The organism is Paenibacillus sp. FSL W7-1287, from assembly GCF_038004245.1.
Taxonomy (GTDB): Bacteria; Bacillota; Bacilli; order Paenibacillales; family Paenibacillaceae; genus Pristimantibacillus; species Pristimantibacillus camelliae.
Map to the genome: position 1 here is coordinate 425,001 of NZ_JBBORD010000001.1, position 16,597 is coordinate 441,597.

The window sequence follows — 16,597 nt, forward strand, 5'->3', positions numbered from 1 at the left end:
TGTGTCTTTACTCAAAGCTTCCTTCCTCCTCCATTCTTCGATGAATCATTTGCTTAGCTCGGTAAAAGGTTACTCTTGCCCAGCTTTCACTCTTGTTAAACAATTGACTAATTTCCGCAAAAGATAGCTCACCGAATATGCGAAGTGTAAACACCTCTTTATATGGCTCTTTAAGTCTATGTACTATTTTATGAATGCGAAGCGCTTCATCTTTTTGAGCTAATGCTTTAACTAGCGGCTGATCTTGACTCGGTAAGCTGTTATCCATGTCTATCTCACAGTCGCTTATCCTCTTCCGCTTCGATTGGTGTGTGAAGAATATGTTTTTAGCAATTTGACATAGCCAGACCTTCATTTGACATTTACCTTGAAATGAGTCGATATGCGTTAAAGCTCTAAGAAAGGTCTCCTGCGTGATTTCCTCTGCCAAGCTCTCATCCCCGCATAGCGAGTAAATAAATCGATAGACATCTCTAAAATGCTTTTCATAAATGATCTTAAAGTTAATCAGCATCGTTCCTCCTTTCTCTACATACGACTAGTAAATGTGCAATTCGTTACAAAAAACAAAAAAACTCTGACACCGCAATACACGATGACAGAGTTTTTTAAGTTATTCTTGCGAAAAAAGCGTTGGTCTTAACTCATCCTTATCTCATATGAGGGAATAGCAGTACATCACGAATGGATGGTGCATCGGTAAGCAGCATAACTAGGCGATCGATACCGATTCCCAGTCCACCTGTTGGTGGCATACCGTACTCTAATGCACGCAGGAAGTCTTCATCCATTTCATGCGCTTCGTCATTCCCTTGCTCACGCTCTGTAAGCTGTGATTCAAAGCGCTCGCGTTGATCGATTGGATCGTTAAGCTCGGTAAATGCATTGGCATGCTCACGAGCAACAATAAACAACTCGAAGCGATCCGTAAAACGAGGGTCAGCCTCGCTTTTCTTAGCTAGTGGTGAAATGGCTACCGGATGACCCGTTACAAAGGTAGGCTGGATTAAAGTGTGCTCACAGAATTGCTCGAAGAACGCATTGACAATATGTCCAAATGTCATATGCGGCTCAACTGGAACTTTATGCTCTTTAGCTAGCGCATGTGCTTCTTCATCTGACATCTGTACGCTAAAATCTACACCTGTCACTTCTTTAACAAGATCAACCATGCTTACGCGACGCCATTGCGGTGTTAGATCAACCTCTACACCTTGGTACATAATTTTCGTCGTGCCTAGCACCTCTTGTGCAATATGAGCAATCATATTTTCAGTCAACGCCATAATATCTTTATAATCAGCGTATGCTTCATATAGCTCAATCATTGTAAATTCAGGATTATGACGCGTAGACATCCCTTCATTACGATAAACGCGACCAATCTCATACACTTTCTCCAAACCGCCTACGATAAGACGTTTTAGATGAAGCTCAATCGCAATACGCATATATAGCTGCATGTCCAGTGCATTATGGTGTGTAATGAACGGACGTGCGGCAGCTCCGCCTGCAATAGAGTGCAGCGTAGGAGTTTCGACTTCTAAGTATCCAAGTGAATCCAAGTAATGACGCATAGACTGGATAATTTTGGAACGATAGATGAAGGTTTGCTGTACTTCTGGATTTACAATAAGGTCAACATAGCGTTGACGATAGCGCAAATCAACATCCTTCAAGCCATGATGCTTGTCTGGCAGTGGCAGCAAAGACTTGGACAAGACCTCAAGCTCCAAAACTTTAACGGAAACTTCTCCTGTGTTTGTTTTGAACACCGTTCCCTTAACGCCTACAATATCACCGATATCTAACAGTTCAAACGCTGCAAATTTGTCAGCATCAACTGTATCTTTACGTACGTATATTTGGATACGGCCCGTTAAGTCCTGGATATGTGCAAAGCTCGCCTTACCCATCCCACGCTTTTGCATAATACGACCAGCAAGGCTTACGGATACATTCATTTCTTCTAGCTGAGGCTTGTCTACTTCTGCATATGCATCGAGCAATTCTTTCGCGTTATTCGAACGCTCAAACTTTTTACCGAACGGATCTACACCTAGCTCTCGAAGCGAGTCAAGCTTGTCTCGACGGATTTGCAACAATTCACTTAGTTCTTGCGTTTGGTTATCTTGTTCCAATCTACTCATCTCCTTGAATCTTGCGGTAAACGTTCAAAAAGCTTCCTTAAGGAAGCTTTCTCTTAAACACATTATACCTTATTTTTTGATATCTACAATTTTATATTGAATATTGCCAGCAGGAACGTTAACTTCTACAACCGTTCCTTTCTTTTGACCTAGAATTGCTTTGCCAAGTGGGCTCTCGTTAGAGATTTTATTCTCAAATGGATTAGATTCCGCAGTACCTACAATGGTGTAGTCCACATGGTCACCGAATTCTAAATCCTCTACCGTTACCGTACAGCCTACACTTACCATATCAACGTCGATTTCATCATTGTTAATGATTCTTGCATTGCGAAGCATTTTTTCCAATGTAATAATACGACCTTCGATAAATGCCTGTTCATTTTTTGCGTCCTCATACTCAGAGTTCTCACTGATGTCACCGTAGCCAATCGCAATTTTAATACGTTCAGCAACTTCACGACGCTTGACGGACTTCAAGTTTTCTAATTCTTCTTCATACTTTTTCAGTCCGTCCTGAGTTAGAATAGTTTCCTTATCATTCATCATCCAAGTCCCCTGTCATGTGACTTATTTTCATACCGTGTATGAATTCACTGATAATTAATATATTACAGATATGTTTGAACATGCCCGTTAAAGTGTTTACAATATATATTGCAAGATTATATTGCATTAGAAGAGGATATGTCAATTGGATATGAAAAATCAGTCAACATTTCTTGTATTATCCAAATAACATGTCCCATCGTCTACAAAATTACGCACTTAGCACTTCAACGAAAGGCTATAAACCAGCCATAATTACCTCTTAAGCCTCATTGCCCCTTATTTAAGGATGCAACAAATTCCTTCAGTATTTCGACCAAACGACCACGACTTGTTTCTTCCATGATTTGATCTTTTACGCGGGCGGCTCCTGGCAGTCCCTTAAGATACCAAGCCATATGCTTTCTCATTTCTCGAACAGCAACGGCTTCATTACGCAGTGCAATTAAACGATCCATATGAAGAATAGCCACTTCGATCTTCTCTTCAGGTGTCGGATCGCTCGGCAGCTGCCCCGAAGTTAAATACTCAATCGTACGATATAGCATCCATGGGTTGCCTAGTGCACCGCGGCCAATCATTACGCCATCAACCCCCGTCTCATCAAGCATACGACGAGCATCCTCAGGCTCAAAGACATCTCCGTTACCGATAACGGGGATCGATACCGATTGCTTCACTTGCTTAATCATGCTCCAATCGGCTTTTCCCGTATATTGCTGCTCTCGTGTACGTCCATGAACACTTACTGCACTTCCCCCAGCACGCTCTACTGCTTGCGCATTCTCAACGGCATAGATATGCTCACTGTCCCAGCCAATTCTCATCTTAACTGTAACGGGCTTCTCTACCGCCTCAACTACTGCAGATACCATCTCATAAATTTTATTCGGATCCAGCAGCCAACGTGCACCTGCATCGCATTTTGTAACCTTTGGTACCGGACAGCCCATATTAATATCGATAATATCAGCATTCGTCTGTTTATCTACGACCTTCGCAGCTTCGACAAGCGATTCCCGGTCACCTCCAATGATTTGAAGGCTAAGCGGCTTTTCACGCTCATCGACATATAACATTTCCATCGTTCGCTTGTTGCCGTGAAGAATTGCTTTATCGCTCACCATTTCTGCGCAAACTAAGCCTGCACCAAATTCTTTAGCGATTAAGCGAAATGCTGGGTTGCACACGCCTGCCATCGGAGCAAGAACGACTTGATTGTTCATCTCGATGTTCCCGATTTTCAGCATGTGTCCTACTCCCCTTTGACCGTCACTAACTCTTCATAGCTAATTTCTAATTTATTGGCGATAAGCCTTAGCAGCTTAGGGTCATTTCTTCTTGTACCGCGCTCTAATGAGCCGAGTACAGCGACGGATACGCCTAATTCCTCAGCTAGCTCAATTTGCGTGTAGCCCTTCAATTTGCGAAATGCTCTTACACGTTGAGCCAATTGATCGTTTTCCATATTGTAATGCCTTCCTTTCTTGAGTGCAGCGCTTCCTTGGCGATCTGTTCAACCTGACTGTATAGAACGTGATTTTCAGTAAGCACATCGCGGAGTGGAACTAATACAAACGCCCGCTCCATCATTCTAGGATGTGGCAATATTAATTGCTCTGTCTCTAAGACCATATTATCGTACAGCAGAAGATCTAGATCAATAGTTCTTGGCCCCCATTGGACCTGTCGAACTCTTCCAAGCTCATTCTCAATCTTTAACTGTTGCTGCAGAAGCTCATGTGGAGAATAGGTTGTCTCTACCTCAATAACCATATTCAAAAATGCATCTTGCTCGGTATAGCCTACAGGATCCGTCTCGTAAATTGCCGATACTGCAGTAATAGTAAGCTCTTCCCGTTTGTTTAATGCATCTAAGGCTTGCAGCAGCCATTGCTCACGATCCCCCATATTGGAGCCGAGCGCGATATATGCAGTATTACGTGCTGTCGATTTAGACATAATCGTCTCTCTTTCTATTCATCTCGATGGTTACACCATCAAAGTACACTTCAAAAGGAGGGTGCGGCTTTGTTACTCTAACCGTCACTTCATTCACAATAGTATAATGCTCTAGAACGCGCGATGCAATATGATCGGTTAGTGCTTCTAGCAGCTTGAATGGGGTTCCTTCTACGATTTGTTTAACAAATGCGTGAACAGCTGAATAATCAAGTGCATACTCCAGTTCATCGGTTCGTGCAGCCTGCTTCATATCCATCAGCAGCTCAAGGTCAACAAAAAACTGCTGACCTAAACGATTTTCCTCTGGAAATACGCCATGATATCCAAAAAAACGCATTCCCTTTAACGTCATCTTGTCCATTACTTATGCTCCTTCTTGTTCGAGATGCGATACAATATCGCATCAGCGAGCATTGCAGCCTTTTTCATCGCTTGAACATCATGCACACGTACGATTTGACAGCCTTGCGCTATACCAATCACGTTGGAGGCAATGATTCCCTCCAACGTTTCTGATGCCTCTACTTGAAGCGTATCTCGAATAAATTTTTTGCGCGATGTTCCAAGCAATACAGGGTACCCAAGCGCATGAATTTGATCTAAATGCGCATGAACCTCCATATTCTCCTCATAGCCCTTCGCAAAGCCAATGCCTGGGTCAAGCCATATGTCCTCGTGCTTAACCCCTGCGGCAAGCGCAAGCTCGACACTGTATTTCAAGTCAGAGACAACATCCTGCACAACCGCAGCATAATCGGAGTTCTCACGATTATGATTCAATATAACTGGACATTGGTACTGAGCCGCTACATCCGCCATCTGTCCATCATACTTAAGACACCATATATCATTAATAATATGGGCACCAGCGTCCAAGGCTTTCGCTGCCGTTTCTGATTTATACGTATCAATGGATAACGGGATATTGGGAAACTTTGCTGCGATAGCCTGTATGACCGGAATGACTCGCTCCAGCTCCTCATCAACAGATACAGGCGTAAAGCCAGGCCTTGTCGATTCTCCTCCGATATCAATAATATCGGCCCCATCCTCAATCAGCTTTTGTGCATGAGCAACAGCCAGGTCTAATGTGTTATGCTTGCCTCCATCTGAGAACGAGTCCGGAGTCACATTCAATATTCCCATAATTAACGTGCGGTTGCCGAGCTCAAGCGAAACATCATTGTGAAGCGTATAGCTTCTTTTCCAAAACGTAGGTGCACTCACGCTCTATTCACCTCATCTGTATTATGTATAGTAGCTTTTAGCTTTCTATCTGCTTATCAATAGACGCTCGATAGGCTGCTGTCAGCTGCCTGCAGATCGGCCCTGCTTCCCCGCCCGACAACTGCTGCTTCTCACCAGCTGTCGTAAGCAATGTCGTCACAGGAACAAGCTCCTGTATGGAGTTCGTCATCCATGCCTCACTGCTGTTCCATAGTGCTTCAAAATCATAGTGACCTTCTCTAACCTCGTACGATAAACGCCCTGCCAGCTCGATGACGTATTGACGCGTAATGCCGGGTAGAATCCCTGTATCGACATGAGGGGTATAGATCACCCCATCCTGCACGAAAAACAGATTACTTACGATTCCTTCTGCCAGTATTCCCTTTTCACTGAGCATCAGTCCTTCAGCGCCAGCAGCTGTTCGCGTTCCAAGGGATAGCAGCTCTCTTTTGGCTAGTATATTGTTCATATAGTGGAGTGATTTAAACCGATAACGCCCCTCCGGCGTGTTTCTTCTTGTCTGAAGCAGCTGCAATGCCTTTCCAGTATTCCAGACTTCTTCAGACATCGCTCCCAGCGGCTTTACCATAATGACGACTGTTGCTTGATCATAATCCTCTGAAGGCAGCCCCAGCTCTCCCATACCTCCACTTACCGTTAAACGCACATAGCCATCCTCTAGCTTATTGAGCTGCAGCAGCTCGCCTACGGCCTGCTGAACATCTTCTGCGTTCATACGAAGCTGAATGCCTAGCTGATCACAGCTTTCTAGAAGCCGTTTCATATGTCGCTCCAATAAAAAACAGTGCCCACCGTAAGTTCGAAATGTCTCGAACAGTCCTAATCCGTACAAAAAGCCATGGTCATAGACGGAGACCATAGCTTCCTCTGCATTCATCATTTGTCCATTGAGATAAACTATACTCATCATACTCACCGTATCTGCTCTTATGCTTTCACAGTGCGCTGCTTCAGGAAATTCTCGAGCATACGCAGCCCGTGCTCTGTAATAATTGACTCCGGATGAAATTGCAGGCCTTCGATTGAATATTGTTTATGACGCAAGCCCATAATTTCTCCTTCTTCCGTCTCAGCAGTAATCTCCAAGCAATCAGGCAGTGATTCACGTCTGACAATTAAGGAATGATAGCGTGTCGCTGTAAATGGAGATGGCAGCCCCTCGAACAAAGATTTACCGTCATGATGAATCTGTGAGGTTTTACCGTGCATTAGCTGCTCAGCACGCACAACTTCGCCACCAAACGCTTGCCCGATCGATTGATGTCCAAGACATATACCGATCATCGGAATTACACCTTTGAAGTGATCGATAACCTGCAGGCTAATCCCCGCCTCGTTCGGTGAACATGGTCCAGGTGAAATCATAATATGGTCTGGCGCAAGTGCTTCTATTCCGGCGATATCTATCTCATCGTTACGCTTAACGATAATGTCTTCACCTAGCTGTCCGAGATATTGCACTAGATTATAAGTAAAAGAATCGTAATTATCAATGACAAGGATCATTGGGATCTTCCTTCCTTTGTTATGATTGGTAGGTCTCGCTATATTGAATGGCTTTCCACAGCGCCTTCGCTTTGCTTAATGATTCATAATATTCACGCTCAGGATCTGAATCAATGACGATGCCTGCGCCAGCCTGTACATGAACTTGATCCTCTTCAATCATCATCGTACGAATAATAATGTTAAATTCCATATCGCCGTTGTAGTCAATCCACCCCATGGAGCCGGTGTATGGCCCGCGGCGTACAGGCTCGAGCTCTTCGATAATTTCCATCGTGCGAATTTTTGGAGCTCCTGTTATTGTCCCTCCTGGGAATACCGCAGCGATGACATCGAATAAATCTTTGCCCTCTGCAAGCTGCCCCTCGACCTGTGACACAAGATGCATGACATGGGAATATCGCTCAATAACCATTAACTCTTCCACCTTGACGCTTCCATAGGCGGACACTCTGCCAAGGTCATTACGCTCCAAGTCGACGAGCATAATATGCTCAGCCTTCTCCTTCTCATTGCTAAGCAGCTCTTCAATAAAGCGCGCATCCTCCTCATCGGTCTTACCGCGTCTGCGTGTACCCGCAATGGGCCTCGTTACAAGCTTACCCGCTACCTGCTCAACAAGCAGCTCTGGTGAAGCCGATACGATCTGAAAGCTTGGCGTCGCAATATAACCCATATACGGTGAAGGATTAAAGCAGCGTAGCCATTCGTACAGCTCCTCGGGCTTTCCTGTCAGCTGCTTGCTTTGCCGCTGGGAGAGATTAACCTGGAACACATCACCAGCAGCGATATAATCTCTGATCCGTTCAACTGCTGCAATAAAATGCTCTTTTTCGAACGGCGATGACAGATCCTGCACTTCTTCTACATTAATATGAAGGCTTTGCTGCTTGATATGAGCAAGCTTGCGCATACGCTCCTGCTCTGCGGCAGAGCGCTGCTGCTCACTTTCAAACCATGTCAGCCAGTAATCTGCCATGCTGTCTGCATGACCTGCAGCTCGTTCATAGCAGCTGCGCAGCTCCTGCTCGCTCCACTTCGGGTCAATATGGCGATGAACAATACAATAGACCGCATGCTCTTCATGATCGAGCACCCACACCTCATCCATTCTCATGAACAAATAATCAGGGATCGACATATCTCGCAATGCTTGCTGTGGCAAACGCTCTATGCTTCGTACGACATCGTAGCCCCAAAACCCAACGCAGCCTCCACTAAATTTGGGAGCTCCCGCTACTCTTGGGCTAACATAAGGCTTCATCCACTCACGCACAACCTCTAACGGCTTACCCTTTACGACTGACCAAGGGCTTGCCTGGTCGCCTTCCTCCTCGAAATCTAGCACTTGAGCTACTTCTCCTGTCCCGTGGATGATGCTTTGAGGAGACAAGCCAACGTATGTATAACGTCCGACCTTGCCGCTCTCAAGTACAAATGCGTAGGGAGAAGCGTCCTGCCAAACTTCCGTCCATGCTGGCACATAGCCATAATCGAACCAATCGAGCTCTAATCTTTTCATATATGGAAGGCTCGTGTAGCTTCCATGTTTGTGCCACTCCTGCCATGATTGCCAAGACGTTAACATCTATACTAGCTCCTGTCGTTTGTTTTACTTTCGCCTAGTATACAAAAATGACTCGTAAAAATAAAGGTTTATCGCTAGTTAGCTTATTATAGCAGGTCTCTCCTCAACAAAAAAAGTAGAGGAGTACCACAATGTCATGGTATACCTCTACTCGATCGAACATATCTCTATTAGTTGTCGAAGTTGAAAAGTGGCGTACTTAGGTAACGTTCACCATTACTTGGAACGATCGCTACAACACGCTTACCAGCACCAAGCTCTTTCGCAACTTGAAGAGCAGCGCTAATCGCAGCACCAGAGGAAATACCGCATAGAATACCTTCTTCTTTCGCAGCACGACGAGCGTATTCAAATGCTTCCTCGTTTTCAACTGTAATGACTTGATCATAAATTTCACGATTCAAAATATCTGGAATAAAGTTTGCTCCGATACCTTGAATTTTATGTGGTCCTGGGTTACCGCCAGATAGAATAGGAGAGCCTGAAGGTTCTACTGCTACCACTTTAATATTAGGGAATGCATTTTTCAACACTTCGCCAGCACCTGAAATCGTACCGCCGGTTCCGATCCCTGCAACGAAAGCGTCTAGCTTACCATCTAGTGAGTTGATCGCTTCAACGATTTCTGGACCAGTTGTTTCACGGTGGATTTTAACGTTGGCTTGGTTTTTGAATTGTTGCGGCATAAAGTAGCCTGGGTTTTCTGCAACAAGCTCTTCCGCCTTACGTACTGCGCCGTTCATACCTTCGGAGCCTGGAGTCAGAACAAGATTAGCACCATAAGCACGTAGCAGATTGCGACGCTCGATGCTCATCGTTTCCGGCATAACAAGAATTGCATTATAGCCCTTAGCTGCAGCTACTAGTGCAAGACCGATTCCCGTGTTACCACTCGTTGGTTCAACGATTGTATCTCCTGGTTTAATTAGACCTTGTTGCTCTGCAACTTCAATCATGCTAATCGCAATACGGTCTTTTACGCTTGCACCAGGGTTTTGATATTCAAGCTTTACGTATATTTCTGCACTACCTTCAGGAACTAAACGATTAAGACGTACCAGTGGTGTATCACCAATAAGTTCAGTAACGCTTTGTACAATTCTTGCCATGAGAATAAATCCTCCTTATTCCGACTAATTTAGTTGGTTTTGATACTAATATCTTAACAATGCGTGCGTATGTTTGTCAATATCATTGTGCGATTAAATGGAATAAATGTGTAATTATTTTCGGATCACCGTAACGTATTGATTCAGCAGCTGCTGCTTAGCTTCGGATAATGATCCGATCTGCTGCAAAGCTAACTGCTTTCTCGCCCATTCTCTTATAGCTTCTTCTGACTTTTCATTTTCTATTTGTCTTCCAAGCAGTTGAATAATGGCATATCCTTCACTTATTTCAATCGGTCCGACAATATCACCAACGTTTAGCTGCATCGCTTCTTGTAGCATCCGCTCGTCATAAAAAGGATCATCGCTTTCGATTTCTCCGAGACTGCCACCTTGCTCAGCACTATAGGGGTCTATCGAAAAGCTCTTCGCCAGATCTGAAAAGAGGTTGCCTTTGTGAAGTAGCTGCATAACCTTGTCTGCGTCTTCATAGGTTGGACTTAAAATCCAGCTTAGGTCAAGACGCTGCTTCGGCATTAACTCTTCCATATGCTCAGCAATATAATCATTAACTTCTTGCTCGCTTATGTTAGCGGAGGCCGTTATGATCTTCATAAGCAGTGCATGATCGGCAATGTCTGCGACCACCCTTTGCTGAGAGAGTCCCAGTTGACTGCGCATTAGCTCAAAATACGATTCTTCATTCTCATAGCCGCTTGCTGCTTCTTTAATAGCTTGTGAAAGCTCATCAGCAGAAAGCGTGATGCCTTTCTCTTCAGCCGCAAGCTCAATGGCATGATGGATAAGCATCTGCTCAAGCTCTCGATCACCATAGAGCTCAAGCAGTTCGTTAATTAATTGTTGCTTAGTAATTTGATGATCTGCAATAACTGCGATAACTTCTTCATCCTCGGCATCGCTGCTACCCGTCATCTGCTGTGCTTCGCTGTTATCCTTCCCTGTCGTTAGGTAAGGAACGTAATGCAATATGAATAGAACGGTTAGCGCGATCATTCCAATCGCTTGAGCGATGACGACCACCTTTAACACATTGTATTTCTTCATTAAGGTCAAATCCTTATGACGATCTTGCTTGATCTCGTAATTGCTCTAACTGCTCTTTGTCAAAATGGTATTTCTCATTACAGAAGTGACAGACCAGCTCTGCCTGTCCGTCTTCATCAATGATGGACTGCAGCTCGTCTGCTCCTATGCTTAGTAGTGTCGTACTTACGCGATCTCTAGAGCATTTACATTGGAAACGGATTTCCATCTCATCATGAATCTTAAAATCGTCTCCGACTAACCATTTTATAATGCCTTCTGGCGTCTCACCTTGATCCAGCAACGTTGTTACAGGCGGAAGTGCAGCAACAGCTTGCTCCAGATGAGTTAGCTCCTCATCGCTTAGGCCTGGGAGCACTTGAACGATAATGCCTCCCGCATGAATAACAGAATTGTCTACGTCAACAAGCACGCCTACACCAACAGCAGAAGGCGTTTGCTCCGAAACGCTGAAGTAGTACGTAAAATCTTCCCCCAGCTCTCCCGATATAATCGGCACACTACCGCTGTAAGGCTCTTTTAAACCCAAATCCTTCGTAACATAAATGTTGCCTGATGTTCCTACCGCTCCTGCAACGTCGAGCTTGCCATGCTCATTGCTTGCATGGTGTGCCTGAGGATGATCTACATAGCCTCTAATCTCACCGTCTGCGTTGGCATCGACAACGATTTGACCGATAGGACCGTCGCCTTTGACCTGAATCGTTAATCGTTCCTTGCCCTTCAGCATCGCACCCATTATAGCCGCCACAATGCTCGTTCTACCAATTGCAGCGGTCGCGGTAGGAAACATTTGGTGACGAACACGCATTTCTTCTACGGTGTTTGTCATACGTGTAGCGAATACGCGTAATTTACCGCCCCAAGCCGTACCACGTACTAGTATATCTTTCAATTGCTCAGCCATGTCATCACTCCTGATTTCGTTCATATATAATACGCAAGCCCTCGAGTGTTAGCATAGAATCAACTTCTTCAATCGTTTCTGATTCAGCAAAGATCAGCTCTGCTAACCCGCCTGTAGCGATGACTCTCGGCTGTACGTTAAATTCCTTTTTAATGCGATTGACGATACCATCAACCTGTCCAACATAACCGTAAATAATACCCGCTTGCATAGAATGAACCGTATTTCTGCCAATAACGCTTTTTGGCTTCGTTAATTCGATACGCGGCAGCTTAGCCGCTCGTTGATACAATGCCTCGGTTGAGATACCAATACCCGGTACAATTGCACCGCCCAAATAGTTAGCATCACCGTCAATATAGTCAAATGTTGTAGCTGTTCCAAAATCAACAACGATTAGAGGCGCCCCATACTTTTCGATGGCTGCAACAGAATTAACGATTCGATCGGCGCCTACCTCACGTGGGTTCTCATAACGAATATTTAAGCCAGTTTTAATGCCCGGACCTACAATAAGCGGAGTCTTTTTCATATACTTCAAGCATAGCTGCTCTAAAAGTCCCATTAGTGGAGGAACGACAGACGAGATCACTACTCCTTCTATACTGTCCAATCGAAGACCTGCATATTGAAGCAAATTATGAATTGCCATACCGTACTCATCGACCGTTCCGGATCGATTCGTACTAATTCTCCAATGATGTAAAAGCTCTTTATGCTGATAAATACCGAGCACGATGTTTGTGTTGCCAACATCAATGACTAAAATCATGCAGTTGCTCCACCCTTCTTCTCATTCAAGTCCAGACTAATATCTAAAGCTTGAGTGGAATACGTTAACGCCCCGACAGAAATGACATCTACCCCTGCTGAAGCTTTCTCATAAATTGACTCCAGCGTAATTCCACCGGAAGCTTCTACTATAACATGTGGAGATTGAGCTTTAATATACGTTACGGCTTGCTTCATGGCTTCAGCGTTCATATTATCAAGCATAATGATATCGGCTCCACATGCCAGTGCCTCTTTAATTTGCTCCATCGATTCCGTCTCTACCTCGATTTTCATCGTGTGAGGAATAGACTTACGCGCTGACTGCACGGCTGCTGTGATGCTTCCTGCACCTTTAATATGATTATCCTTGATCATAACTGCATCGTAAAGGCCAAAGCGATGGTTATGTCCGCCGCCTACACGCACAGCATACTTTTCCAGCATGCGATGACCAGGTGTTGTTTTTCTCGTATCAACTAAGCGCGTTGGTAATCCTTTTAGCGCATTGACATACTGATTCGTTCTCGTTGCAATACCTGACAATCTCTGCATTAAGTTAAGCGCTAAGCGCTCACCCGTTAACAAGCTTCTTGTACTGCCTTCGACCTCTATAATTACGGTACCCTTCGTTACGGCATCTCCATCCTGTACAAGAGCCTTGAATTCTAGCGCTGGATCAACGACTTCGAATACGAGCCTTGCAATCGGTATGCCCGCAATAATACCGTCTTCCTTCATATGGATAATAGCTTTTGCTTGGGAGTGTGCCGGTATAGTTGTCTCCGTTGTTACGTCTCCGCTGCCAATATCCTCAGCTAGCCAGCTGCGAATTTGTTGCTTCAGTTCCTCAGCATAGCCGCCCGTCGTCCATTCATACATACTCGATCCACTCCTTTAACTGATCCTGGTTGCGATTAACAATCGTATGCTTGCACCAGCGCTCGTCATCACGATGAGGGAAGTCCTCACGATAATGACCCCCGCGACTTTCTTCTCGATATAATGCTGACGAGGTCGTAAGCAGTGCGCAAGTAAGCATATTGGCAAATTCAAACTCCTCGCGCTCCATAAGCACCGTGTCAAAAATTGCTCGCTGGCGGTTCAATTCCTCTAGACCGCGCTGTAGGCCTTGACGACTGCGTTTTAAGCCTGTATGACGTACCATCACCTTTTGCAGCTTTAGGCGACGTTCCACGAAGGGCTGCATCGCATGGGGCTGACGCTCAGCTTTGTACACAATGGAAGGCATAGCTTCAAGCGGCTCAAGCTTCACGATGCGGTCAACGATGCGACTGCCAAATACGATGGCTTCCGATAATGAGTTGCTAGCCAATCGATTTGCGCCGTGAACACCCGTCGATGACACCTCACCGCAAGCAAACAATCTAGCGATATTCGTCTCTCCATGCAGATCGGTTTGTACACCGCCCATCATGTAGTGCATAGCCGGAGCTACAGGAATCCAGTCTGACGTTAGATCAAGACCATAAGCGAGACAATATTGATAAATCGTCGGGAAACGATGCTTAATCAGCTGTTCAGACTGATGAGTAATATCAATGTATACAAAGGTACTTTTCGTCTCTTCCATCTCACTTACAATGGCGCGAGCAACAATATCACGAGGCGCTAGCTCCAGCTGCTCATGGTACTTCTCCATAAAGCGCTCGCCCTTAATATTACGCAAATAAGCCCCTTCACCGCGTACCGCTTCTGAAATAAGAAAGCGTGGTGCACCTGGATAGCATAGAGCCGTTGGATGAAATTGCGTAAACTCCATATCTCGAATGTTAGCTCCTGCGCGGTAAGCAATCGCCACACCATCACCCGTAGCAACCTCTGGATTCGTTGTGTAACGGTAGAGCTGTCCTGCACCGCCAGAGCACAATATCGTGGACTTGCCGCGAAGGAAAACACGCTCTCCGTTGCTTCGCTGCACAATGGCGCCGTAGCATACGTTATCTGCTGTAACTAAATCGATAACGAAATGGTTATCCCACACGTCAATGCCTGGTTCACTAATTGCTTTCTCAGAAAGCGCACGAACAATCTCATAGCCGGTTGCATCGCCATTGGCATGAAGAATACGGCGCTGGCTATGGGCGCCCTCCTGCGTAAGTGCAAATTCACCATTCTCTTTATCAAACTGCGTTCCAAGCCTAATTAAATGCTCGACGCCGAGCGGTCCCTCATGGACAAGCACATCAACGGCTTCTCGATCGCATAAGCCTGCGCCTGCAACGAGCGTATCCTGAAGATGATACTCTGGGGAATCATCCTCGGAGATAACCGCTGCAATTCCACCCTGAGCATAACGAGTATTGCTGTCTAGCAGCGATTTTTTTGTAACTAAAACGACGGACTGCGCTTCACCTGCTGCCCGAAGTGCTGTAAATAAGCCTGCAATTCCTGCTCCGATGACAATAACATCTGTATCAACCACTGGTAATGCATCAATATCGATATCCACTAAGTATCTTGGAATCACCGTGGTACCCCCTATATTTCCTTAGAATAGGAACAACGCATGCTACTTTACAAGTAGCATGCGCTCCAATGATTGACGCGCCTGGTCTGCAATATGTTCTGGCACAAAAATTTCAGGCTGCATCGTTTCAAGGCATTTAACTAGCTTCTTTAAGTTATTGACTTTCATGTTCGGGCATACAAGGTATTTGGATGCAAAGTGGAATTGCTTATTCGGACTGTCCACACGAAGCTGGTAGCCTGTGCCGTCCTCTGTACCAACAATAAACTCCTGACAAGGAGATTCCTTGCAATATTTAAGTATAGCTGTTGTGCTTCCTACGAAATCACCGAGAGCTACAACCTCAGGACGGCATTCTGGATGAACAACGAACTGTGCGTTTGGATATTTGGCTTTCATTTCTTCTACGTCTTTTACGGTCAGCATGTCATGCGTATTGCAGTACCCTTCCCAGATGATCATCTTCTTGTCGGTATTCTGCTGAACGTAATGTCCTAAGTTTTTATCTGGAACCCAGATAACTTCATCCGCGTCTACAGAATTAACGACCTTCACCGCGTTCGCTGAGGTACAGCAAATATCGGTTTCAGCTTTAATCTCCGCAGAAGAGTTAATATAAGTAACAACCTTTGCATTTGGATGCTGAGCTTTTAGCTTGCGCAATCCGTCTACATTAACCATATCTGCCATCGGGCAGCCGGCACGTTCATCAGGGATAATTACCGTTTTGTTCGGAGCTAGAATCTTTGCGCTTTCGCCCATAAAATGAACACCGCAAAAAACAATAACCTCGGCATCGGTTTCTGCTGCTTTTTGTGCCAGTAAGAAAGAATCCCCTCGAAAATCGGCAACTTCCTGAATCTCGTCGCGCTGATAATAGTGCGCTAAAATAATGGCATTACGTTCCTTTTTAAGCTCCATCAGTCGTTCACGCAATAATCGGTTTTGTTCCTGCTTGCGTTCCATCGCTAAAGTTTCCACAATGATCCTCTCCTTAAGTGAGCAATAATAACCCTATTCTTAACGACTTTGTGAAATCATGCACTTACTTTCCCAAGTCGCTTCCTCTGAATAATGAAAGATTGTGAACAATTTCTTAATGTTTCAAGATTTAATTTACATGTGTTGCAAGCACATGTCAATGGAATTAGGACCAATTGTTCATCATTCTTTAACAAATTTATTCGATGGCCCGAAATAAGAGCGAAAGGTGATACAAAAAAACTGTATTCTGTCCTTGTTGCC

At 44.9% G+C, this 16,597-nt stretch carries 19 protein-coding genes (1 of these 19 running past the window's edge); all 19 read right to left on the reverse strand.

All coding sequences use genetic code 11. The features are described 5' to 3' along the window. A protein-coding gene (locus tag NSQ99_RS01990) for a zf-HC2 domain-containing protein (protein WP_340834696.1) crosses the window boundary here: on the reverse strand, positions 1–15 show its 5' end (the start). The gene continues 813 nt to the left of window position 1, outside the view; 15 of the gene's 828 nt are visible here — the first part of the coding sequence; it begins with the start codon at positions 13–15; the stop codon falls past the left edge of the window. Next, positions 8–514 carry an RNA polymerase sigma factor gene (locus NSQ99_RS01995; protein WP_340834699.1) on the reverse strand — a complete coding sequence of 169 codons (507 nt, stop codon included), beginning with the start codon at positions 512–514 and terminating at the stop codon, positions 8–10. The genes NSQ99_RS01990 and NSQ99_RS01995 overlap by 8 nt, the downstream gene beginning before the upstream one ends. A 136-nt stretch (positions 515–650) precedes the next feature. Then, complete coding sequence (gene lysS / locus NSQ99_RS02000; RefSeq protein ID WP_340834701.1) at positions 651–2,150, reverse strand: lysine--tRNA ligase; 1,500 nt, start codon at positions 2,148–2,150, stop codon at positions 651–653. A 69-nt stretch (positions 2,151–2,219) separates the two neighbouring features. After that, complete coding sequence (greA, locus tag NSQ99_RS02005; RefSeq protein WP_251671341.1) at positions 2,220–2,696, reverse strand: transcription elongation factor GreA; 477 nt, start codon at positions 2,694–2,696, stop codon at positions 2,220–2,222. Between the two features lie 272 nt (positions 2,697–2,968). Continuing rightward, the gene (dusB, locus tag NSQ99_RS02010; protein WP_251671222.1) at positions 2,969–3,949 is read right to left on the reverse strand and encodes a tRNA dihydrouridine synthase DusB; all 981 of its coding nucleotides are present in this window, start codon (positions 3,947–3,949) and stop codon (positions 2,969–2,971) included. 5 nt (positions 3,950–3,954) lie between these two features. Beyond that, positions 3,955–4,167: a helix-turn-helix domain-containing protein gene (locus NSQ99_RS02015; protein WP_251671224.1), complete on the reverse strand. Its 213-nt coding sequence runs from the start codon at positions 4,165–4,167 to the stop codon at positions 3,955–3,957. Further along, positions 4,137–4,661 carry a 2-amino-4-hydroxy-6-hydroxymethyldihydropteridine diphosphokinase gene (folK, locus tag NSQ99_RS02020; protein ID WP_251671226.1) on the reverse strand — a complete coding sequence of 175 codons (525 nt, stop codon included), beginning with the start codon at positions 4,659–4,661 and terminating at the stop codon, positions 4,137–4,139. Before folK ends, NSQ99_RS02015 begins: the two co-directional genes overlap by 31 nt. After that, positions 4,654–5,025, reverse strand: a complete 372-nt coding sequence (gene folB, locus NSQ99_RS02025; protein ID WP_251671228.1) for a dihydroneopterin aldolase — start codon at positions 5,023–5,025, stop codon at positions 4,654–4,656. Before folB ends, folK begins: the two co-directional genes overlap by 8 nt. Further along, positions 5,025–5,891: a dihydropteroate synthase gene (gene folP / locus NSQ99_RS02030; protein WP_340834706.1), complete on the reverse strand. Its 867-nt coding sequence runs from the start codon at positions 5,889–5,891 to the stop codon at positions 5,025–5,027. The genes folB and folP overlap by 1 nt, the downstream gene beginning before the upstream one ends. 37 nt (positions 5,892–5,928) lie before the next feature. Continuing rightward, positions 5,929–6,825 (reverse strand): aminodeoxychorismate lyase, encoded by an 897-nt coding sequence (gene pabC / locus NSQ99_RS02035; RefSeq protein WP_340834709.1) that lies wholly within the window; start codon positions 6,823–6,825, stop codon positions 5,929–5,931. Positions 6,826–6,842: 17 nt separating this feature from the next. Next, the gene (gene pabA, locus NSQ99_RS02040) at positions 6,843–7,421 is read right to left on the reverse strand and encodes an aminodeoxychorismate/anthranilate synthase component II (RefSeq protein WP_340834711.1); all 579 of its coding nucleotides are present in this window, start codon (positions 7,419–7,421) and stop codon (positions 6,843–6,845) included. A 19-nt stretch (positions 7,422–7,440) separates the two neighbouring features. Continuing rightward, complete coding sequence (locus NSQ99_RS02045) at positions 7,441–9,009, reverse strand: anthranilate synthase component I family protein (RefSeq protein WP_340834713.1); 1,569 nt, start codon at positions 9,007–9,009, stop codon at positions 7,441–7,443. A 170-nt stretch (positions 9,010–9,179) separates the two neighbouring features. Then, positions 9,180–10,118 carry a cysteine synthase A gene (gene cysK / locus NSQ99_RS02050; protein ID WP_251671241.1) on the reverse strand — a complete coding sequence of 313 codons (939 nt, stop codon included), beginning with the start codon at positions 10,116–10,118 and terminating at the stop codon, positions 9,180–9,182. A 114-nt stretch (positions 10,119–10,232) separates the two neighbouring features. Continuing rightward, positions 10,233–11,183 carry a peptidylprolyl isomerase gene (locus NSQ99_RS02055; RefSeq protein ID WP_340834715.1) on the reverse strand — a complete coding sequence of 317 codons (951 nt, stop codon included), beginning with the start codon at positions 11,181–11,183 and terminating at the stop codon, positions 10,233–10,235. A gap of 13 nt (positions 11,184–11,196) precedes the next feature. Beyond that, positions 11,197–12,090, reverse strand: coding sequence for an Hsp33 family molecular chaperone HslO (hslO, locus tag NSQ99_RS02060; protein WP_340834716.1), 894 nt, complete (start codon positions 12,088–12,090; stop codon positions 11,197–11,199). A gap of 4 nt (positions 12,091–12,094) precedes the next feature. Beyond that, complete coding sequence (locus NSQ99_RS02065; RefSeq protein WP_251671247.1) at positions 12,095–12,862, reverse strand: type III pantothenate kinase; 768 nt, start codon at positions 12,860–12,862, stop codon at positions 12,095–12,097. Continuing rightward, positions 12,859–13,743 carry a carboxylating nicotinate-nucleotide diphosphorylase gene (nadC, locus tag NSQ99_RS02070; RefSeq protein WP_251671249.1) on the reverse strand — a complete coding sequence of 295 codons (885 nt, stop codon included), beginning with the start codon at positions 13,741–13,743 and terminating at the stop codon, positions 12,859–12,861. The genes NSQ99_RS02065 and nadC overlap by 4 nt, the downstream gene beginning before the upstream one ends. Then, positions 13,736–15,352 (reverse strand): L-aspartate oxidase, encoded by a 1,617-nt coding sequence (gene nadB, locus NSQ99_RS02075; RefSeq protein WP_340834720.1) that lies wholly within the window; start codon positions 15,350–15,352, stop codon positions 13,736–13,738. The genes nadC and nadB overlap by 8 nt, the downstream gene beginning before the upstream one ends. Before the next feature lie 42 nt (positions 15,353–15,394). Next, positions 15,395–16,333 carry a quinolinate synthase NadA gene (gene nadA / locus NSQ99_RS02080; protein ID WP_251671253.1) on the reverse strand — a complete coding sequence of 313 codons (939 nt, stop codon included), beginning with the start codon at positions 16,331–16,333 and terminating at the stop codon, positions 15,395–15,397. Positions 16,334–16,597 lie beyond the last annotated feature (264 nt).